This window comes from Rathayibacter sp. AY1F6 (assembly GCF_002932035.1).
Lineage (GTDB): Bacteria > Actinomycetota > Actinomycetes > Actinomycetales > Microbacteriaceae > Rathayibacter.
Genome location: NZ_PSVD01000011.1, coordinates 42,313 through 63,482, shown reverse-complemented (window position 1 = coordinate 63,482; position 21,170 = coordinate 42,313). Strand labels below are relative to the sequence as shown.

The window sequence follows — 21,170 nt, the reverse complement described above, 5'->3', positions numbered from 1 at the left end:
CGCGAGACGCCACTCCGGTACAGCGACACCCGCGTGTCGCGTACCGGGGTGGCGTTTCGCAGCCGTGCGGGGGCGCCCTCAGCGGCGCAGGACGCGGCGGGCCAGCACGTTGCCGAGCAGCTGCACCAGCTGCACGATCACGATGATCACGAGCACCGCGGCCCAGGTGACGACCGGCTCGAACTGCCGGTAGCCGTACTGGATCGCGAAGTTGCCGAGCCCGCCGGCGCCGATGTATCCGGCGACCGCCGACATGTCGATCACGGCGACGAACACGAACGTGTAGCCGAGGATCAGCGGACCGAGCGCCTCCGGCAGCAGCACCGTGCGGACGATACGGAACCGGCTCGCTCCGACCGACCGCGCCGCCTCGATCACGCCGGGCTGCACGGTCAGCAGGTTCTGCTCCACGATCCGCCCGATGCCGAAGGCGGCGCCGAGCGAGAGGGTGAAGACGATCGCGTCCGTGCCGATGCCGGAGCCGACCACCAGCCGGGCCAGCGGCTGGGCCGCGGCGATGAAGATGATGAACGGGATCGGCCGGAACACGTTCACGATCACGTTGAGCAGTCCGTGGACCACCCGGTTCGCGTAGAGGGCGCCGCCGCGGGTGAGCGCGAGGCCCAGCCCGATCAGCAGTCCGCCGAGCCCGCCGAAGAGGAGGCTCAGCGCGACGATGTAGAGCGTCTCGCCGGTCGCCTGGACGAGCTTGGGCAGGAGCGGGATCAGCTCGTTCATCGGGGCACCTCCGTGAGGGCGACGCGTCCGCCGAGGCGGGCGAGGAGGGGGTCGACGACGCCGTCCGGCGCGTCGAGGGCGACCGTGAGGTGGCCGAAGGCCCGCCCGCGGACGTCGGTGATGCCGCCGTAGACGAGCTCGAGCGGCACACCGGCGGCCGCGACCTCGGCGAAGACGTCGCCCTGGGAGGCGGAGTCGTCCGAGAACGAGAGCGTGACCAGCCGACCGCGGTGGCGCGCGCGCAGCACGGCCGCCTCCGCGGGCGAGGGCACCGAGCGGACGACCGTGGAGACGAAGCGGCGGGTGACCGGCTCGCGCGGGGCCGAGAACACGTCGAAGACGGGCCCGCGCTCCACGATGCGGCCCGACTCCATCACCGCGACCTTCGTCGCGAGCTGCTGGACCACGTCCATCTCGTGGGTGATCACGACGATGGTGACGCCCAGCTCCTCATTGATGCGGCGGAGGAGGGCGAGCACCTCGCCGGTGGTGTCCGGGTCGAGCGCGCTGGTGGCCTCGTCGGCCAGCAGGATGCGCGGGGAGGCGGCGAGGGCGCGGGCGATGCCGACGCGCTGCTTCTGCCCGCCCGAGAGCTGCTCCGGGTGGCTGCGCGCCTTGTCGCTCAGGCCGACGAAGCGGAGCATCTCGTCGACGCGGGCGCGCTGCTCCGCCCGCGGGACGCCCGCGACCTGCAGCGGGTAGGCGACGTTCTGCCCCACGGTCTTCGAGCCGAACAGGTTGAACTGCTGGAAGATCATCCCGATCCCCAGGCGCAGCCGGCGCAGCTCGCGCTCGGGCAGGCCCACGGTCTCGCGGCCGTCGATCTCGATGCTGCCGCTGGTCGCGGGCTCCAGAGCGTTGACGAGGCGCGCGAGCGTGCTCTTGCCGGCGCCGGAGTAGCCGATCACGCCGTAGACGTCGCCCGCCTCGATCTCGAGGCTCACGCCGTCGACGGCCGCGGTCGGGGCGGCGCCGCGCCCTGCGCCGGGGTACACCTTGCGCACGTCGGTCATGCGGATGAGCGGCACGGGGCGCCCTTTCTGTTGCGGGGGAGGCGCGGGACCGCGCCGGAGGGGAGCTCCGCGAGCGGAGGACCCGACCGGCGCGGTGCCGCGGATGCCGGAGTCAGGAGGCGGCGGAGATGTCGGTCTCGGCGGACTCGAGCGAGGTCTCCAGCTCGGAGGCGGGGGTCTTCAGGAAGACCGCGGTGCCGCCGGACTGCTCCGAGACGCCGTCGAGCACGTCCTGGCTGTCCTGGTAGATCGAGACGAGCTTCGTGTAGGTCTCGTTCTCGGCGTCGTCGGCCCGGGCGGCGAAGATGTTCGTGTAGAGCAGGGAGGCGGGGTCGCTCGGGTCGTCCTGGGCGATCGCGTCCGAGGCCTTCAGGCCCGCGTTCTCGATGAAGTCGTTGTTGATGATCGCGGCGGCCACGTCCGGGAGCGACGTCGGGGTGAGGGAGGCCTCCAGCGCGGTGACCTCCACCTTCGAGGAGGACTCGACGTCGTCGACGTTCGAGAGCACTCCGCCGCCGTCCTTCAGCTCGACGAGCCCGGCCGACTGCAGCACCAGCAGCGCGCGCGCCTGGTTGGTCTCGTCGTTGGGGATCGCGACGGTGGAGCCGGCGGGGATGTCCGCGACGTCGTCGTACTGCGAGGAGTAGAGGCCGAGCGGGTAGATCGCGGTCGCGCCGATCGGCACGAGGTCGGCGTCGGCCGAGGTGTTGTACTGCGCCAGGTAGGCGATGTGCTGGAACTGGTTGAGGTTGATCTCGCCCTCGGTGAGGGCGGGGTTGGGCTGGTTGTAGTCGCTGAAGTCGACGATCTCGACGTCGATCCCGGCGTCGGCGGCGGCCTTCTCGTAGGTGGCCCAGTAGGGGTCGCTCGCGCCGACCACGCCGATGCGGACGGTGTCGTCGCCGCCGCCCGCGCCGGAGCAGCCGGCGAGGAGGAGGGCGGCGGAGGCGGCGATCGCGGAGGTCGCGAGGAGTCGGGTGCGCAGGGTCATGGCTGTGGGGATCCTTCCGTGGAGAGGATCCGGGCACTCGGCGCCGACCGAGCGGTGCTGGTCACCGCCGGCGCTGCGACCGGCCTCCGGTCGCTCGGCGCCGCGACTGCGCGGATCCCGGGGATCACCTTACGAAGGCGTTCGGACCCGCGCGGAACCCGCGCGTAACACGGCGACTCGGAGGCAGCGGAGGCGCGCGCTCACCGCCTGACCGCGCCGTGGCGGCCGCTCAGCTCGCGAGCGCGCCGTCCTCGCCCGCCGACGCCTCGTGCTTGGCGATCCTCTTCGCGATCGCGTCGCGCTCGGCCCGGAGCGACGCGATGGTCGGCTTGTCCAGGCGGGGGTCGGCCAGGTCGGCGAAGGGGCTCGCGGCGCCGGTGCGCGCGGACACGAGCGCGGCGTACGCCTTCGTCGCGGCGCGGAGCTCGGCTCCGGCCCGTTCGACCTTCCGCGGCTTCGACTCCTTGTCCGAGACGAGTCGGGCGTGCTTGTCGAGGGCGTCTACCAGCGCGCGATGCGCGGCGTCAATCTTCTTGCTCATAGGCGCATTATGGCGCAGGATCGGCGCGCGGCGCCGACTGTGACTCCCCGCGCCCGCCGCCCCCTTCCGTGAGACGCCGCTTCGGCACGCGACACGCCGGGGGAGGCGTACCGGAGCGGCATCTCGCGGGGAGGGGACGGTCGGGTCAGCGGGCGACCGGCGTGGAGACGGACGACGCGCCCGCGCTGGTGGCGACCGCGTCGAGGACGCGCTGCACGTCGAGGGCGTCGGCGAACGTGGGCGTGACGGGGGTACCGCCGGCGATCGCCTCGACGAGGTCGACGACCTGGTGGGTGAAGAGGTGCTCGTAGCCGATGCCGTGCCCGGTCGGCCACCAGGCCGACATGTACGGGTGCGCCGGCTCGGTGACCTGGATGCGCCGGAAGCCCTGCGCCTCCTCGGGGTCGCGGGCATCGTAGTACTCGAGCTCGTTCATCCGCTCGAAGTCGAACGCGATCGAGCCGAGCTCGCCGTTCACCTCGATCCGGTTGGCGTTGCGGCGGCCGGTCGCGACGCGGGTCGCCTCGAAGACGCCCAGGGCGCCGCCCTCGAAGGAGGCGGTGAAGGCCGCGGCGTCGTCGACGGTCACGGCGCCGCGCGGGGCGTCGGCACCGGCGCGGCCGCCGAGGCCGACCTGCTCGCTGAGCACGGGGCGCTCGGTGGTGAAGGTGCGCAGCGTCGCCGAGACCGAGGTGATGCCGCGGCCGGTCAGCCACTGGGCGGTGTCGATGCTGTGCGCGCCGATGTCGCCGAGGGCGCCCGAGCCGGCGCGCTCCTTCTGCAGGCGCCAGGTCAGCGGCGCCTCGGAGTCGGACAGCCAGTCCTGCAGGTACTGGGCGCGCACGTGGCGGATGTCGCCGAGGCGGCCCTCCTCGATGAAGCGCTTCGCGAGGGCGAGGGCCGGGGTGCGGCGGTAGCTGAAGCCGCACATCGCCACCTTCCCGGAGGCGGCGGCCGCGGCGACCATCCGCTCCGCCTCCTCGACGGAGTTGGCGAGGGGCTTCTCGCACAGCACGTGCTTGCCGGCCTCGAGGGCCGCGATGGCGATCTCGGCGTGGGTGTCGCCCGGGGTGCAGATGTCGACGAGGTCGATGTCGTCGCGGGCGATGACGGCCCGCCAGTCGGTGGAGGCCTCGCTCCAGCCCAGCCGCTCGGCGCGCTCGGCGGTCGAGTCGGGGTTGCTCCCCACGAGCACGGCGAGCTCGGGGCGGAGGGGGAGGGGGAAGAAGCGGGAGGCGGTGCGCCAGGCGTGCGAGTGGGTGCGGCCCATGAAGGCGGTCCCCACCATCGCGACGCGCAGGGCTCGGTCGTTCGACATCGTCGTCCTTTCGTCGGCCGTACGACCCTGCCACGGGTCGGGGCGCGGGCGCTACCGCGCTCGGCGAGGCCGCCCCCGGGGCGACGCGCCCGGGCTGCACGGACATGAGCACGTTCATAGGGTTCGGAGAGCGCTCTATCACGGACGGAATGTCTCAACAGCCGCCGTCAGATGTCGCGTAATCCCGCGGATCCCTGCCCTGACGCGGTAGCAGGAAGCCCTCCGGGCGACTGGGCGATCACTCGAACCGCCTTCGAATCGGTTCAGAACTTTTGCTTGACCCGCGACGTAAGTGGAAGTAGCTTCATCCGCATGGTCACCGCAGACCCCCGCAGCACTGCTGCACAGCCTCTTCCCCGCACCTCCGACGAGTCTCAGCAGCTGCTTCTGCAGATGCGCGGCATCGTGAAGGTCTTCCCCGGCGCCCGTGCTCTTGACGGCGTCGACCTCGATGTCCGACCCGGTGAGGTGCACTGCCTCCTCGGCCAGAACGGCGCCGGCAAGTCCACCCTCATCAAGACCCTCGCCGGGGCCCACCAGCCCACCGAGGGCGAGATCCTCGTCGACGGGAACGTCGTCACGATCCCGTCCCCGACGGCGGCCCTCGCCCTGGGCATCGCGACGATGTACCAGGAGCTCGACGTCGTCGACGGCCTCTCCGTCGCCGAGAACATCTTCCTCGGCCACGAGCTCTCCCGCGGCGGCTTCACCGCCCGGGCGAAGGCCACGAGGATCACCCGCGAGCTGATGGAGCGCCTCGGCCACTCCGAGATCTCGCCGAACCGCGAGGTCGGCACGCTCTCCGCCGCCGGCAAGCAGATCGTGCAGATGGCCCGCGCCCTCTCGCACGACGCGCGGGTCATCATCATGGACGAGCCCTCCGCGGTGCTCGACTCCGAGGAGGTGGAGAACCTCTTCCACGTGGTGCGCCAGCTCACCGCCTCCGGCGTCGCCATCGTCTACATCTCGCACCGCCTCGACGAGATCCGCGCCATCGGCGACCGGATCACCGTGATCAAGGACGGCGCCACCGTCGCGCAGAACCTCGCGGTCGCCGACACCCCCACCTCGCAGCTCATCACCCTGATGACCGGCCGCGCCGTCGAGTACGTCTTCCCGGACCGCCAGGAGCTCGACGTCGAGGCCGAGACGCTGCTGAAGGTCGAGAAGCTGGGCCTGCAGGGCTCCTTCTCGGACGTCTCCCTCGAGATCCGCGCCGGCGAGGTCGTCGGCCTCGCGGGGCTGGTCGGCTCCGGCCGCTCCGAGATCCTCGAGACCATCTACGGGGCGCGCCGCGCCAGCACCGGGACGGTCAGCGTGGCGGGCAAGCGCCTGCGCGCCGGATCCGTCACCTCGGCGGTCGACGCCGGCATCGGCCTCTGCCCGGAGGAGCGCAAGAGCCAGGGCCTGCTCCTGGACGAGCCGGTCTACCGCAACATCACCCTCTCGACCTTCGACCGCTTCGCCAAGCGCGGCTTCCTCGACGAGCGCTCCGAGCGCGCGGCGGCGGCGGAGCAGGCGGTCTCCCTCGACCTGCGGCCCTCCGGGGTCGACCGCGACGCCCGCACCCTCTCCGGAGGCAACCAGCAGAAGGCGCTCCTCGCCCGCTGGCTCGTGCGCGGCTGCCGCGTCCTGCTGCTCGACGAGCCGACCCGCGGGGTCGACGTCGGCGCACGGGCCGAGATCTACACCCTGATCAGGGACCTCGCGACCAACGGCGCCGCCGTGCTCGTGGTCTCCAGCGAGATCGGCGAGGTCCTCGGACTCTCCGACCGAGTGCTCGTGATCTCCGACGGCGCCGTGGTCCACGAGGGCCCGGCCGATTCGATCGACGAGCACCGCGTGCTCGATCTCGTCATGGAAGGAAGTGCAGCGTGAGCGGACAGCTCGACACCGCGTCGCCGTCGATCGGCGGTCCGCAGGAGGACGCCGCCCGTCACGCGTCGGCCGCGACGGGAGGCTCCTCCGGGGGCGTGCCCTCGAAGGACTCCCGCTCCGGGATGGCCCGCCTCATGCAGGGCTCCCTCGGCCGCAACGTCGGGCTGCTGCTCGCGCTGGTGATCCTCTGCGTCGTCGGATTCGCCACCGCGGGGGAGCGCTTCGCCAGCGTCGACAACGTGCTCACGATCCTCCGCCTCGCCGCCGTCATCGGCGTGCTGAGCATCGGCATGACCTTCGTCATCACCTCCGGCGGCATCGACCTCTCGGTCGGCTCCGTGATGGGGCTCGCGACGGTCTGGGCGAGCACGGTCTCGACCCAGTACTACGCGGCCAACACCTCCTGGCTGGTGATCGTGCTCACCGCGGTCGTCGTCGGCCTCGTCTGCGGCCTGATCAACGGCGCGCTGATCGCCTACGGCCGGGTCGTCGCCTTCATGGCGACCCTGGCGATGCTCGTCGCCGCCCGCGGCTTCGCCGAGCTGATCTCGAACCGCCAGACGCAGGTCGTCACGGTCACGCCGTTCCTCGACTTCTTCCGCGCCGACGTGCTCGGCATCCCGGTGCTCGTGCTGATCTTCGTGGTCGTCGCCGTCGCCGGCTGGATCCTGCTCAACCGCACCACCTTCGGCCGCCGCACCATCGCGGTCGGCGGCAACCCCGAGGCGGCCCGCCTCGCCGGCATCAAGGTCCGCCGCCACACCATGTACGTCTACGGCCTCGCCGGGCTCACCGCCGGCATCGCCGCCGTCATGATGCTCGCCCGCACCACCGCCGGCAGCTCGACCAACGGCCTCCTCTACGAGCTCGACGCCATCGCGGCGGTCGTCGTCGGAGGCACGCTGCTGGCCGGCGGCCGCGGCACCATCGTCGGCACCGTGTTCGGCGTCCTCATCTTCACGACCCTGACCAACGTGTTCACGCAGAACAACATGTCGACCTCGACTCAGGCCGTCGCGAAGGGCGCGATCATCGTCGCCGCCGTCCTGCTGCAGCAGCGGTTCGCCGCCCGCGGCAGGAAGTCCTGACCCCGGGGCTCCGGCCCCGCTCCTCCACACACAGCAACCCACCCGACCACTCAGGTCACCTCTCCGCAGGACACGTGTGCCCTCGGACCCCTCGGATCGATCGAAGGAGATCACTTCCATGCCCGCACGCCCCTTCACCCGCAGCCGCCTCTCCCGCACCGCCCGACTCGGCTCGGCCGGCGTCGCCTTCGGCGCCGTCGCGCTGATGCTCACCGGCTGCATCTCGAACGCCCCGGTCGAGACCGGCAACGCCGCCTCCGGCGGGACCGCCGCCGCCGTGGCCGCCTCGGACAACGACGCCTCCGGCGACAACGTCGTCATCGGCTTCACCGCTCCCGCCGCCGACCACGGCTGGATGGGCGCGGTCAGCCGCGCCGCCATCGCCGAGGCCGAGAAGTACGACGACGTGGAGCTCCGCACCGCGGAGGGGACCAACGACGTCAACCTCCAGATCAGCCAGGTCGAGACCTTCATCAACGACGGCGTCGACGCGATCGTGCTCCTGCCGATCGACGGAGCGGCGCTCACGCAGGTCGCCACCCAGGCGATGGAGGCGGGCATCACCGTCATCAACGTGGACCGCGAGTTCTCCAGCCCCTTCGCCGCCCGATCGACCATCCTCGGCGACAACTACGGCATGGGCGTCAGCGCCGGCACCTACATCTGCGAGGAGCTCGGCGACAACCCCGACGCCGTCGTCGCCGAGATCGCCGGCATCGACTCCCTCCCGCTGACTCAGGAGCGCAGCCAGGGCTTCTCGGACGCGCTCGAGGGCTGCGGACTCGACGTGGACAACCGCGTCGCCGCCGACTTCACCGTCCAGGGCGGAGAGCAGGCCGCGGCCAACCTCCTCCAGGCCGCGCCGAAGATCGACGCCATCTGGAACCACGACGACGACCAGGGCGTCGGCGTCCTCGCGGCGATCGACACCGCCGGACGCGACGAGTTCCTCTTCGTCGGCGGCGCCGGATCGGCCAACGTGATGCGTGCGATCGAGGCCGACGACTCCGTCGTCAAGGCCACGGTCGTCTACCCCTCGACCCAGGCCGCGGACGGCATCAAGCTCGCCCGCCTCGTCGAGCAGAACAAGTCGATGGCCGACACCAGCTCGCTCGGCGTCCCCCGCCAGATCCAGCTCTTCGCGCCGGTCGTCACCAAGGACAACGTCTCCGAGTACCTGCCCTCGGCCTTCGAGTCCTGATCGGCCCCACCAGCCCGGGTCGGCGCGGGAACCATCCCGCGCCGACCCCCACCTCGGCGCCGCCCCGGGATCACTGACGACCCGCAGCGCAGCGCCACCGGCATCCGCGAGAGGAGGAGGAGTGCAAGACACCGGCCCCAGGGCCGGACAGGAGGAGACCGGATCCGCTCAGTCGTGCGGACAGCGACGGACCCGGCCTCTGCGATGAACACCTCATTGAAGGAATCACATCACGCATGAATGGTAAGCGATCCTCGAGAAGAAGCATCAGGCGTCTTCTCGCACTCGGCATCGCCGGGATGGTGACGGTCTCCGGACTCACCGCCCTCGGCCTGCCCGCCTCGGCCCACGACGGAGTGGACCACGGTTCCGAGGGCGGAGCATCCGCTCTCGACTGGAGCAACTACGAGAAGGTCCTGCTGACGAAGAACGTCGGCGAGCCCCTCGACCTGGCCGTCCTCCCGGACAAGTCGGTCCTCCACACCGCTCGGAACGGCGAGATCCGCCACACCGACCCCAAGACCGGCACCACCCGTGTCGTCAACACGATCCCCGTGTACCAGAACTCGGAGGACGGACTGCAGTCCGTCGGCATCGACCCCGACTTCGCCGAGAACAAGTGGGTCTACCTCGTCTACGCGCCCCCCGGGAACACCCCGACCGGCGCGGCTCCGAACATGCTGCCCGAGGGCGCGACCGACAGCTACTGGGACCAGTGGAAGGGCATCAACCGCCTCTCCCGGTTCAAGTGGACCGGCTCGGGCCTCGATCTCGCGAGCGAGCAGAAGATCATCGACATCGAGACCCAACGCGGGCAGTGCTGCCACGTGGGTGCCGACTTCGACTGGGACGCCGACGGCAACCTGTACCTCTCCACCGGCGACAACACGCCGGCGAGCGCTCCGGGTGCCGCGGGCTTCGCGCCGAACAACGACGCGCCCCGCATGAACCCGGGCTTCGACTCGCGTCGCGGCGCCGGCAACACGAACGACCTCCGCGGCAAGATCCTCCGGATCACCGTGCAGGAGGACGGCTCGTACACGATCCCCGACGGCAACCTCTTCCCGGTGGGAACCGAGAAGACCCGCCCCGAGATCTTCGTGATGGGCGTCCGCAACCCGTTCAAGATCGACGTCGACGCCGAGACGAACACCCTCTCCTGGGGCGACTACGGCCCCGACGCCACGAAGGCCGCTGCGGCCGACGGCGTCCGCGGCCCGATGGGCCTCGTCGAGTGGAACGCGACCGGACTGGACGAGCCGCACAACTCCGGCTGGCCCTACGTCCACGGACCGAACGCGCCGTACAACGAGTGGAACTTCGAGACGTCGACGCCCCGCGGCTTCTTCGACCCGGAGAACCTGAAGAACAACTCGCGCTGGAACACCGGCCTCGTCGACATCCCGGACGCCAAGGCGGCGACCGTCTACTACGGCGACAACCCCGGCGACCAGCCGTTCGACGAGCTCGTCAACTTCGGGACCAGCACCGGCCAGGGCCCCATGGGCGGACCGGTGTACCACTTCGACGCGGACAACACCTCGACGTCGAAGTTCCCGGAGTACTGGGACAAGAAGACCTTCTTCGGCGAGTTCTCGCAGGACTACATCGCGGCGTTCACGCTCGATGAGGACCGCGCGGTCACGCACATCGAGGACTTCCTCCCCAACGCGGCGCTCAGCCAGGCCGCGCAGCCGATCCACGACAACCCGATGGACATGGAGTTCGGCCCCGACGGGTCGATGTACGTGATCGAGTACGGCGACGGATTCTTCCGCGCCAACCCCGACGCGGGCCTGTACCGGATCGACTACGCCGAGGGCAACAAGGCGCCGCAGGCCCGCTTCACCGCGACCCCCCTGTCCGCCTCGCAGACCCCGCTCGAGGTCACGTTCGACGCCAAGGGATCGACCGACCCCGAGGGCGACGCGCTCACCTACGACTGGGACTTCGACGGCGACGGCACCTTCGACGCCACCGGAGTGACCGTCAAGAAGACCTACACCGAGCTCGGACAGTTCACGGCCCGTCTGCGCGTCACCGACGCCAAGGGCAAGTTCAGCCTGACCTCGCGGGTCATCTCGGTGGGCAACCAGGCGCCGCAGATCCAGATCCAGACGCCCGGCAACGGCTCGTTCTTCAGCTGGGGCGACGCGATCCCCTACCAGGTGACCGGCAAGGACGCTGAGGACGGCGACCAGATCGTCAGCAGCCGCGTGGGCTGGACCTACGGCCTCGGCCACGACGAGCACGCCCACCCCGAGGTCACCGGCACCGGTGCCAAGGGAGCGTTCCCGACGTCCAAGGACTCGCCCGAGCACGGCCCCGGCGCGCTGCTGTACGGCACCGTCGTCGTGACCTACACGGACGGCGGCTTCAACGGCCTGCCCCCGGCTGCGGCCGAGGCGACGCTGCGGCTGAACCCGAAGACGCAGGAGGCGGAGCACGCCGCCCGTGAGGGCGTCCTGCCCTACGCGGACACCACCGCCAGCGGCGGCAACGCCGTCAGCGGACTCGGTGCGGGATCCTTCCTGCGCTGGGACCCGGTGAACTTCGCCAACCTGACCGGCGTCGTGGTCCGCGCCACCGGTGAGGGCACCGTCGACCTCCGCTGGAACGCTGCCGACGCAGCGCCCTTCGGAACGGCGACCATCCCCGCGGGAGCCGGCTGGAAGGACGTCCTCGTCCCCTTCGGCACCAACGTCCCCCGCGGCACCGGCTCGCTCTACGTGACCTCGCCCAGCGGCCTGTCGCTCGACTCCCTCACCTTCCAGGGTGCCGGCGCCGGTGACAAGACGGCTCCGACCGTCGCGGCGACCCTCGACCCGGCAGCGCCCGCGGGCGTCGGCGGCGTCTACAACAAGCCCGTGACCCTCGGCCTCACCGCCACGGACAACGGAGCGATCTCCACCGTCCAGTACTCCGCCGACAACGGCACGACGTGGACCACGGTCCGCGCCGTCAACGGCGCGTACACGGTCCCGTTCACCACGAACGGCGCCCGGACGATCCAGTACCGCGCCACCGACACCGGCGGCAACGTCTCGGCGGTCGGCACGGTGAAGTTCACGATCGACCTGGCCGCGGCGAACGCCCCGACCGCCGCGTCGACCACCACCGTGGCGCTCTCGGCTCCCCGCGTGACCTTCGGGGCACCCGGCGAGGCGACCGTCACGGTCACCGGTCAGGGTGGGAACCCCGGCGGAGAGGTCGTCCTCTACGAGGGCGCCACCGAGCTGGGCCGCGCGACGCTGAAGGACGGCAAGGCGACCTTCGCCCTGCCGAAGACCCTCGGCGCCGGCACCCACACCCTCCGTGCGGCGTACGGCTCGGACGCCACCTTCAAGGCCTCGGAGGGCACCGCCCGCCTGATCGTCTCGAAGGCCGCCTCGGAGCTCACCGCGACCGTCTCGCCCAACCCGGTCAAGCCGGGCGCCAGCGCGCAGGTCACGGTCGACGCGAAGTCCTCGACGGGTGTCGCCGGCACCGGTCAGGTGAGCGTGATGGTGAAGAGGAACCTCTCCACCGTCGCGATGCTCACCGGGACCCTCGACGAGAACGGGCACGTCGTGGTGACGCTCCCGAAGCTCGCGGCGGGCAGCTACAAGCTGACCGTCACCCACACCGCCACGGCGGACACCAACGCCGCGTCGGCGCTGCTGAACCTCACCGTCCAGCAGTAGCCCCCGCGCAGGGGCCGGCCGGCTCGACCGGGCCGGCCGGCCCCCCACCCCCTGCACCATCTGCCATTTCGAAGGAGAAATGATGCACCACCACCACGCATCCATCACGGCCAAGCCGATGAGCCGGCGCTCGCTGATGACGGCCCTGGCCGCATCGACCGTCGCGGTCGGCGTCGGAGCGGGAGCCCTCGCGGCACCCGCCACGGCCGCCCCCGCGCCCTCGTCCGGATCCACGCGCCTGGTCCCGATCAACCGCATCGGCATCCAGCTCTTCAGCGTCCGCGACAAGGTCTCGTCGCTCGGCTTCCGGGCCGTCTTCGAGGAGCTCGGCCGCATCGGCTACAGCGAGATCGAGTTCGCCGGGTACACCCAGGGCAACGTCGGAGCGATCACCCCGCAGCAGATCCGCCAGCTGCTCGACGACAACGGCCTCCGCGCCGTCGGCTCGCACGTCGGCACCAACCTCCTCCGCTCGGAGCTGGGCAAGCAGATCGAGATCGCGCAGATCCTCGGCACGCCGCACCTCGGCACCGGCAACGCGCCGACCAACGTCAACACCAAGGCGGGCTACCTCGCCGCCGCGGAGGAGTGGAACAAGTGGGGCCAGCAGGTCTCGGCCGCGGGCATGAAGCTCTACCAGCACAACCACGCCGGTGAGTTCGGGTTCGCCACGGACGACCCCAAGACCCGCCTGTACGACCTCTTCTACGACAACACCGACCCGCGTCACGTGTACCTCGAGATGGACGTCTACTGGGCGTACGTCGGCAAGAAGCTCTACCCGGGCTTCGAGCCGCTCGACTACATCAAGCGCAACCCGCGCCGCTACCCGATCCTGCACCTCAAGGACGGCAAGACGAACAACGCCAACACCAACGGCTACGACATCGTCGAGTTCGGTGCGGGCAACCTGCCCTACCAGGCGTTCCTCTCGGAGCTGCGCGACCGCGGCCAGCGCTTCGGCGTCTGGGAGCAGGACACGGCTCCCACGCTGACGACGCCGCCGAGCACGGGGAACTCCCTCGAGGCCGCTTCCCGCAGCTACTCCGCGATCGCTGCGCTCCGTGGCTGAGCGCACCTCGCGCCGCGCGCGCCGCACCGACAGCACCACCACCAGCACGACGCGCACGAGCGCACCGAGGAGAACCCCCATGAAGTGGAAGACGCCCACGGCGGTCCTCGCGGCCGCCTCCCTCGCGATGGTCGCCGCACCGTCCGCCTTCGCGGCGACGACGGACTGCGCCACCGAGCTCGGGAACCAGACGATCACCGGAGACCTCAACGTCGGCGCGGGCCAGACCTGCGTGCTCGGCAACGTGACCGTCACCGGCAACGTCATCGTCGGCGACGACGCCTGGCTGGACGCCACCTCGGCGACCATCGGCGGCGACGTGATCGGCACCGATGCGTACGGCATCTCGATCGACGGCACCAGCGTCGGCGGAGACGTCGTGTCGTTCTCGGACGGCAGCCGCAACGGCTTCCTCTACCTGCGCGACCTCACGGTCGGCGGCATGGTCGAGGCCGGCGGGATCGACGTCGAGTTCAGCGACCTCTCGGTCGACGGCTCGGTCAGCACCGACGCGGCGAACTACGTCGACGTCGACCGCACCAGCGTCGGCGGCGACGCCACCTTCGCCGGCAGCGACTTCGGCGTGAACGTGCAGGGCGCCATCGTCGGCGGCTCGCTCGCCGTCACCGGCTCCTCGCGCGGCGTCCTCCTGGGCGCGAACGAGGACGGCTCGGCCTCGGCCCTCGGCAACACGGTGGGCGGGAACCTCACGCTCTCGGGCAACTCCGGCAACGTCCAGCTCGCGGGCTCGACGGTCGGCGGGCGCATCGCGCTCGCCGACAACGCGCCGGCGGTCAACTTCGGTGCGGGCAACACCGCCGCCGGAGTCGACGGCACCTTCACGGGAACGGCGGCGGGCGCTGCGGCGGCCGGCGACCAGGCCGTGGCCGTCATCGTCCCCGAGGCCAACAAGGGCGAGCTGACCTGGACGCTCGAGGGCACCAGCAACCTGGTGAACCTCGGCGTCGCCGAGGAGCAGGGCGACCACTTCGCCGCCTCCGGTGAGCTCGTGCCGGTCCGCGTGACCGACACCCGCCTCAACGGCCCGGCCTGGTCGGTCACCGGCCAGCTGAGCGACTTCCGCTCCGGCGAGAAGACGTTCTCGGGCAAGCACCTCGGCTGGACCCCCGAGGTCCTGGAGAACACGGGCGGTGCCGTCGCCGGCGCAGCCGTCCCCTCCGGGTTCGACTCGGGCAACGGCCTCGCCACGCCCCGCGTCCTCGGCTCCGCCGCGGCGCAGCACCCGACCGGATCCTCGGTCCTGGGCGCCGACCTCGACCTGAAGCTCCCGCTCTCGGTCGGAACCGGCACCTACACCGCGACGCTGACGCTCACCGCGCTCGGCTAGCACCGGTGGGGCGGCCTCCGGGCCGCCCCACCCTCCCCCCGTCTCCCCGCGAGACGCCACTCCGGTCCGCCCCGCTCGGCGTGCCGCGTACCGGAGCGGCGTCCCGCGGGGAGGCATCCCCCCCTTGCAACGGAAGCCTGATCGATGTCGCTCATGCCACGCACCTCCCGCACCACCGCCGCCCTGCTGCTGATGACGCTCCTCGCAGCCGGCGGCCTCTCGGCTCAGGCGGGTGCCCAGGAGGCGGACCCCGCCTCCACGCCGGTCACCTGGGGGGTGCGCCCCGCCGACACCGAGCAGGGCAGCGAGCGGCCGAACTACGCGTACGCCCTCGATCCCGGCGGACGCCTCAGCGACGCCCTGATCGTCTCCAACTACGACGACGAGGAGCAGACGTTCCGCGTCTACGGCTCCGACGGCTTCATCACTGAGGCCGGCCAGCTCGACCTGCTCCCCGCCGCGGAGCCCTCGACGCAGCTGGGCAGCTGGATCGCGTTCCCCGAGCCCGAGGTCACCGTGCCCGCCGGCGAGAGCGTGCAGGTCCCGTTCGAGGTCGTCGTCCCCGACGACGTGACCCCGGGCGACTACGCCGCGGGCGTCGTCTCCTCGATCCTGGTGCAGGGCGAGACCGGAGTCTCGGTCGACCGGCGCCTGGGCTCGCGCATGTACCTCCGCGTCGGCGGCGAGCTCGCCCCGCGCCTGTCGATCGACGGCCTCGCCGTCTCGTACCAGGGCGGCTGGAACCCCTTCGCCCCCGGCTCCGCGACCGTCGACTACACCGTGACCAACGCGGGCAACACCCGTATCGCGCCGGGCGCCGAGATCAGCGTCGCCGGCCTCTTCGGCCTCGCGCCGGTGTCCGCGACCGACCCGGAGCCGCTGCCCGAGCTCCTCCCCGGAACCTCCGTCTCGCGCACCGTGACCGTCGCCGGAGTCTGGCCGCTCTTCGTCGCGACCGCCCGCGCCGCGCTCTCGGGCACCGTCGTCACCGCCGACCAGGCCGCGCAGGCCGACTCCGCCGTCGTCGTCCCCGACGTGCCGGTCGCCACCGCCGAGACCTCGGCCGCGGCCGTGCCGTGGAGCGCCGTGCTCCTCCTCGCCCTGCTCATCGGGCTCATCGTGCTGACCGTCGTCCGCCGCCGCCGCCGGGCCGCGGGGGAGCAGGCGCGCATCGACGCCGCCGTCGCCGCCGCTCTCGGCGCCCAGCCGGAGGACGCCGACCGCGCGGAGGTCCGCTCCTGACCGGGTGCGGCCGACGCGGTCCGCGGGGGATCGCGCCGGCGCGGCCCGCCGTCTCCGGGCGCGCGGCCGCCGCTCTAGCGGACCGCCCGCCCCTCGGCGCGCAGCTGCTCGAGGAAGCCGTCCACCACGGCGGGGCTGAGCAGGTGCCCGCGCAGCATCAGCGCGGCACCGCGCACGCCCCCGCTGCCGCCCAGCTCGGCGGTCACCACGTCGAGCCGCTGCGTCGCGAGGGGGAGGGAGCGCTCGTCGATCACCGAGCGCACGGCCGTCAGGATCTCCGGGCTGGCGAGGGCGACCGCGCCGCCCAGCACGATGACGGAGGGGTTCAGCAGGCTCACGCAGGTGGCCAGCACCTCGCCGAGCTGGAGGCCCGCGATCCGCGCCGCCTCGACGGCCTCGGGATCGCGCGCCTTCAGCAGGTCGATCAGCTCGCGCACCGACTGCACGTCGCGGCCCGCCCGGGCGAGCCCGGCGGCCAGAGCGGAGCCGCCCGCGACCGCCTCGAGGTCCCCCTCCTGACCGCCCGCCGCGGCCGGGGCCGTGCGCGGCACCTGGACGTGGCCGAGATCACCCGCGGAGCCGAGGGCTCCGCGCTGGAGCAGCCCGGACGAGACGATGCCCGCGCCGATGCCGGTGCCGACCTTCACGAACATCAGATCGAGGGCGTGCGGGAACCGCGAGGCCCGCTCGCCGAGCGCCAGCAGGTTCACGTCGTTGTCGACGAGCACCGTGGTGTCGTAGCGCCGGCGCACGAAGGCGGGGATGTCGAAGCCGTCCCAGCCGGGCATGATCGGCGGGCGCACCGGGCGGCCGCTCGCGTGCTCCACCGGGCCGGGCACGCCGACCCCGATTCCCGCGAGGGCGGAGCGGTCGACGCCGGCCGCGGCGAGGATCCCGTCGCAGACGTCGAGCGCGTGCCCGAGCACCGCCACGGGGCCCTGCGCGATGTCGAGCTCCTCGCGGCGCTCGGCGATGATGCGGCCGTCGAAGTCGGTCAGCGCGATGGTCGAGTGCGCCGCGCCCAGGTCGATGGCCAGGAGCGAGCGGACGGCCGGGTCGAAGACGAGGCGCGCGGACGGGCGGCCCCCGGTCGACGGAGCGCGGTCGAGGTGCGCGATCAGTCCGAGCTCGAAGAACTGCTCCAGGCGCGTCATCACCGCGGTCCGCGCGAGGCCCGTCTCCTCGACCAGCTCGGCGCGGGTGCGCGGTCGACCGTCGGCGAACAGCCTCAGCATGTCGCCGGTCGCGGTACCGGCGCGCTCGGCCACGCTCAGCTCCTTCTCTCGGCCCGGAGGACGGGTTCGGGGGACAGCACACCTGAGGAAACCAGTCGACGCACGGTCGCGCAATCTCGGCGGGCCCTGCGTGCGGGTCCTGCGCAACACGGCCGGCCGGAGGCGCGACGCGCGCCCGGCCGAGGCCCCTCCCCACTCCGATCGCCCGGGTGCGCCCCGACGATCGCCGCTCAGCCAGCCCTTCCAGACAGGAGAGAACGATGACCTCGTCCGACACCACCACCACAGGCGCCCCCCGATCGAGCGGGCGCATCGGCCTCTGGCTGATCGGGGCCCGGGGCAGCGTCGCCACCACGGCCGCCGTGGGCCTGCACGCCATCGCCGCCGGAGCCGCGCCCAGCTCGGGCTGCGCCACCGCGACCCCCGCCTTCGAGGACGTCCCGCTCGCCGGGTTCGCCGACATCGTCATCGGCGGCCACGACGTCTCGCCGACCCCGCTGCTCGAGAAGGCCACGGGCCTCGCGGCCGGTGGCATGTTCCCGACCTCGGTCGTCGCCGAGGTGGCCGACCGGATCGACGCGACCGACGCCGAGATCCGCCTCGCCCCCGCCGACGCCGCGTCGCAGCAGGAGGAGATCGACCGCCGGGCCGCCGACATCGTCGCCTTCCGCGAGCGCCACGGCCTCGCCCGGGTCGTCGTGATCGACGTCGCCTCGACCGAGGTGCTGCCGGCCGACCGTCCCGAGTTCCACGACCTCGCCGCTCTGCGCGCCGCCCTGGCGCATCCGGGCGAGCGCCTCCTGCCGCCGAGCTCGATCGCCGCCCTCTCGGCCGTCGTCGCGGGCGCGGCCTACGCCTGCTTCACTCCCTCGACCGCGCTGGCTCTGCCGGCCCTGGAGGAGTGGGCCGCCGAGGCCGGGATCCCGATCGCCGGCCAGGACGGCAAGACGGGGGAGACCCTGCTCCGCAGCGTGCTCGCGCCGATGTTCACGGCGCGCGGGATGCGCGTGCTCTCGTGGGCGGGCGCGAACCTCCTCGGCGGCGGCGACGGGCAGACCCTCGCCGACCCGGAGGCGGTGCGCTCGAAGCTCGTCTCGAAGAACCGCGGACTCCGCTCCCTCCTCGGCGACGACGTCGTCACTCCGCTCCACATCGACAACGTCCCGGACCTCGGCGACGTCAAGACCGCCTGGGACCACGTGCACGCGGAGGGCTTCCTCGGCTCGCGGATCACGGTGCAGACGATCTGGTCGGCATACGACTCGGCCCTCGCGGCGCCGCTGATCCTCGACCTCGCCCGCCTGCTGGCGCTCGCGGACGAGGCCGGCGTCTCGGGCCCGGTCGGCGAGCTCGGCTTCTTCTTCAAGGACCCGTGGGGCAGCGACGTGCACGGCTTCGCCGAGCAGACGGCGGAGCTGGTGGCCTGGTCCGCCCGCACCGGCGCGCTCGTCGCCGAGCGCCGCACCCCGGTGACGAGCGGGACGCGGAGCGATGGCTGAGCTGCGCGACTACCTCGAGCTCGTCCGCGCGAAGGCCGCGCTCACCGTGATCGGCGACACCGTCGCGGGCGGAGCGTGGGCGGGCCGCGGAGTGGGAGCGCGCACGGTCGCGCTCCCGCTGTCCTCCGCGCTGCTCTACTCGGCGGGCATGGCGCTCAACGACTACGCGGACGCCGAGCTCGACGCCCGGGAGCGGCCCGAGCGGCCGATCCCCTCGGGGCGCATCCGGCGCTCGGCGGCGCTGGGCACGGCGGCCGCGCTGACCGCGGCGGGGATCGTCGTGGCGGCCGTCGTGGACGGGCGGCGCTCGCTCGCGCTCTCGCTGCCGCTCGCGGCCGGGATCTGGTCGTACGACCTGCTCGCGAAGCCGACTCCGCTGGGCCCGGTCGTGATGGCGGCCTGCCGCGGTCTCGACGTGCTGCTCGGCGCGGGCGTCGACGGCGTGCGCGCGGCGGCCCCCGCCTCCGCCGCCGTGGCCGCGCACACGCTCGGCGTCACCGTGCTCTCGCGCGGCGAGGTGCACGGCACCACCCCGGTCGCGGCGGGAGCGGTCTCGGCCGGCACCGCGGCGATCGCGCTGTCCACCGCGGCCGGCGCTCTGGCCGAGCGCCGGGCCGCCCCCGCCGCGGTCGTCGCCGCGGGCCTCGGGCGCTGGCTCCTGCTCGTGCTCACCGCGCAGCTGCAGGCCGTGCGGACGCCGACGGCCGCGGCCGCGCGGACGGCCACCCGCGCGGGCATCACCGGCATGATCCCGCTGCAGGCCGCGCTCGCCGGTCTGAAGCGTCCCGAGCTGGGGGCGGCGCTGCTCGCGCTCGACGCGCTCGGCTCCCTCCTGCTCCGCCGCCCGCGGACGGCGGACATCACATGAGCGCCACCGGACCCGTCCTCGGCTACGGCACCAACGGCTTCGCCGACCACACCCTCGACGACGCGCTCACGGTGATCCACGCCGCGGGGTACCGCGCCGTCGCGCTCACCCTCGGGCACCCGCACCTCGATCCCTTCGCGGCCGACTGGCGCGAGCGGACGCTGGCGCTCCGGTCGCGTCTCGACGAGCTGGGCCTGCGCGTGGTCGTCGAGACGGGCGCGCGGTACCTGCTCGACCCGTTCGGGAAGCACCGCCCCACGCTGGTCGACGAGGAGGCCGGCCCCCGGGTCCGCTTCCTCGAGCGCGCGATCGAGATCGCCGCGCTGCTGGGCGCCGACGCCGTCTCCCTCTGGTCGGGGGTCGTGCCGGCGGGCGCGGATGCGGCCGCGGCCTGGCGGCTGCTCGTCGAGCGGATGCGCGGCGTCGTCGCGACGGCCGAGCGCCACGGCGTGCGGCTGGCCGTCGAGCCCGAGCCGGGGATGCTGGTGGAGACGGTGGCCGACGCGCTGCTGCTGCGCCGCGAGCTCGGCGACCCGGAGTCGGTCGGGCTGACGGTCGACCTCGGCCACTGCGTCGTGGTGGAGCCGGACGGCGTGGTCGGAGCCCTCCGCAGCGCCGGGGACCTGCTGCTGAACGTGCAGGTCGACGACATGCTCCCGGAGCGGCACGAGCACCTCGAGCTCGGCACCGGATCGCTCGACCTCGCGGCCGCCTTCGCGACCCTCGCCGAGATCGGCTACCGCGGGATCGCCGCCGTCGAGCTGCCCCGGCACTCGCACGACGCGCCCCGCCTGGCCGTGGCGAGCCTCGCGGCGATGGAGGAGGCGCTCGGCGGCGCCTCCTCGCACGCCGAGCACCCGTGGACCGCGGCCGCCCGCTCCGCCGTCCTCGAGCGCCCGTCGCGGATCGAGCGCTTCTTCCCCGCCGCGGGCCGCGAGGCCGGACGCGAGCCGCTCCGGCCCGCCGAGGACCCGCACGGCCTCGTCCACGGCACGCACGACGACGCGGCCCGCGCCGCCCTGGTGCAGGCCGCGGCGCAGGCGCTCGGCGACGACGACCTGGCCGCTCTCCTCCTCCGCCTCTACCGCGGCGGGGACGGCGCCGAGCGCCGCGGAGTGCTGGCCGGACTGAACGCCCTCGGCGACCCGGGACCGGCGACGACCCTCGCCGGCCTCGAGCTAACCGCCGACGCCCTGCGCGCCAACGACACCCGGCTCGTCGCCGCGGCGATGGGCTCCTTCGCCCGCCGCCACCTCGACCCGCACGCCTGGCGGCACGGGGTGCTCAAGCTCGTCTTCCTCGGCGTCCCGCTCGCGGCGGTCGCCGGGCTGGAGGAGCGCAGCGACGCCGAGCTGCGCGCGATGGCCGGCCGCTTCGCCGACGAGCGCCGCGCGGCCGGGCGCCCGCTCCCGGACGATCTGGCGGTGCTCCTGCCGAGCTGACCGCCCCCGAACG

16 protein-coding genes are annotated in these 21,170 nt (G+C 72.8%); 10 read left to right on the top strand and 6 right to left on the bottom strand.

Translation table 11 applies throughout. The annotated features are described in order from the left end of the window. Positions 1–78 precede the first annotated feature (78 nt). The 5 genes from C5C44_RS10730 to C5C44_RS10710 all read right to left on the bottom strand — a co-directional run bounded on the left by C5C44_RS10730 (position 79) and on the right by C5C44_RS10710 (position 4,601). The gene (locus C5C44_RS10730; RefSeq protein WP_104233527.1) at positions 79–738 is read right to left on the bottom strand and encodes a methionine ABC transporter permease; all 660 of its coding nucleotides are present in this window, start codon (positions 736–738) and stop codon (positions 79–81) included. Next, positions 735–1,766 carry a methionine ABC transporter ATP-binding protein gene (locus C5C44_RS10725; RefSeq protein WP_258066478.1) on the bottom strand — a complete coding sequence of 344 codons (1,032 nt, stop codon included), beginning with the start codon at positions 1,764–1,766 and terminating at the stop codon, positions 735–737. The genes C5C44_RS10730 and C5C44_RS10725 overlap by 4 nt, the downstream gene beginning before the upstream one ends. Before the next feature lie 97 nt (positions 1,767–1,863). Next, the gene (locus C5C44_RS10720; protein WP_104335833.1) at positions 1,864–2,742 is read right to left on the bottom strand and encodes a MetQ/NlpA family ABC transporter substrate-binding protein; all 879 of its coding nucleotides are present in this window, start codon (positions 2,740–2,742) and stop codon (positions 1,864–1,866) included. A 229-nt stretch (positions 2,743–2,971) separates the two neighbouring features. Then, the gene (locus tag C5C44_RS10715; protein ID WP_104233529.1) at positions 2,972–3,283 is read right to left on the bottom strand and encodes a hypothetical protein; all 312 of its coding nucleotides are present in this window, start codon (positions 3,281–3,283) and stop codon (positions 2,972–2,974) included. Between the two features lie 145 nt (positions 3,284–3,428). Beyond that, positions 3,429–4,601, bottom strand: coding sequence for a Gfo/Idh/MocA family protein (locus tag C5C44_RS10710; protein ID WP_104335832.1), 1,173 nt, complete (start codon positions 4,599–4,601; stop codon positions 3,429–3,431). 393 nt (positions 4,602–4,994) lie between these two features. On the opposite strand from C5C44_RS10710, the gene C5C44_RS10705 reads away from it, so the two are divergent. The 7 genes from C5C44_RS10705 (at position 4,995) to C5C44_RS10675 (ending at position 16,113) form a co-directional block, all read left to right on the top strand. Beyond that, the gene (locus C5C44_RS10705; RefSeq protein ID WP_219812904.1) at positions 4,995–6,479 is read left to right on the top strand and encodes a sugar ABC transporter ATP-binding protein; all 1,485 of its coding nucleotides are present in this window, start codon (positions 4,995–4,997) and stop codon (positions 6,477–6,479) included. A 122-nt stretch (positions 6,480–6,601) separates the two neighbouring features. Next, positions 6,602–7,567 (top strand): ABC transporter permease, encoded by a 966-nt coding sequence (locus C5C44_RS10700; protein ID WP_104335849.1) that lies wholly within the window; start codon positions 6,602–6,604, stop codon positions 7,565–7,567. Positions 7,568–7,685: 118 nt separating this feature from the next. Further along, complete coding sequence (locus tag C5C44_RS10695; RefSeq protein ID WP_104222461.1) at positions 7,686–8,768, top strand: substrate-binding domain-containing protein; 1,083 nt, start codon at positions 7,686–7,688, stop codon at positions 8,766–8,768. A gap of 236 nt (positions 8,769–9,004) precedes the next feature. Further along, positions 9,005–12,451: a PQQ-dependent sugar dehydrogenase gene (locus C5C44_RS10690; protein WP_146084335.1), complete on the top strand. Its 3,447-nt coding sequence runs from the start codon at positions 9,005–9,007 to the stop codon at positions 12,449–12,451. An 82-nt stretch (positions 12,452–12,533) separates the two neighbouring features. Next, positions 12,534–13,523 carry a sugar phosphate isomerase/epimerase gene (locus C5C44_RS10685; protein WP_258066718.1) on the top strand — a complete coding sequence of 330 codons (990 nt, stop codon included), beginning with the start codon at positions 12,534–12,536 and terminating at the stop codon, positions 13,521–13,523. Between the two features lie 79 nt (positions 13,524–13,602). Continuing rightward, positions 13,603–14,871, top strand: coding sequence for a hypothetical protein (locus C5C44_RS10680; protein ID WP_104335831.1), 1,269 nt, complete (start codon positions 13,603–13,605; stop codon positions 14,869–14,871). 153 nt (positions 14,872–15,024) lie between these two features. Continuing rightward, positions 15,025–16,113: a hypothetical protein gene (locus tag C5C44_RS10675; RefSeq protein WP_146078976.1), complete on the top strand. Its 1,089-nt coding sequence runs from the start codon at positions 15,025–15,027 to the stop codon at positions 16,111–16,113. A 74-nt stretch (positions 16,114–16,187) separates the two neighbouring features. Here the strand turns inward: C5C44_RS10675 and C5C44_RS10670 are convergent, their stop codons facing one another. Next, complete coding sequence (locus tag C5C44_RS10670; protein WP_244229502.1) at positions 16,188–17,381, bottom strand: ROK family protein; 1,194 nt, start codon at positions 17,379–17,381, stop codon at positions 16,188–16,190. A 227-nt stretch (positions 17,382–17,608) separates the two neighbouring features. On the opposite strand from C5C44_RS10670, the gene C5C44_RS10665 reads away from it, so the two are divergent. Genes C5C44_RS10665 through C5C44_RS17355 form a run of 3 tightly spaced genes read left to right on the top strand, consistent with a single transcriptional unit; the run spans position 17,609 to position 21,157 of the window. Beyond that, the gene (locus C5C44_RS10665) at positions 17,609–18,847 is read left to right on the top strand and encodes an inositol-3-phosphate synthase (RefSeq protein WP_104335830.1); all 1,239 of its coding nucleotides are present in this window, start codon (positions 17,609–17,611) and stop codon (positions 18,845–18,847) included. Beyond that, positions 18,840–19,715: an SCO3242 family prenyltransferase gene (locus C5C44_RS10660; protein ID WP_219812291.1), complete on the top strand. Its 876-nt coding sequence runs from the start codon at positions 18,840–18,842 to the stop codon at positions 19,713–19,715. The genes C5C44_RS10665 and C5C44_RS10660 overlap by 8 nt, the downstream gene beginning before the upstream one ends. After that, positions 19,712–21,157, top strand: coding sequence for an EboA domain-containing protein (locus tag C5C44_RS17355; RefSeq protein ID WP_104335829.1), 1,446 nt, complete (start codon positions 19,712–19,714; stop codon positions 21,155–21,157). Before C5C44_RS10660 ends, C5C44_RS17355 begins: the two co-directional genes overlap by 4 nt. The last annotated feature ends 13 nt before the right edge of the window (positions 21,158–21,170 follow it).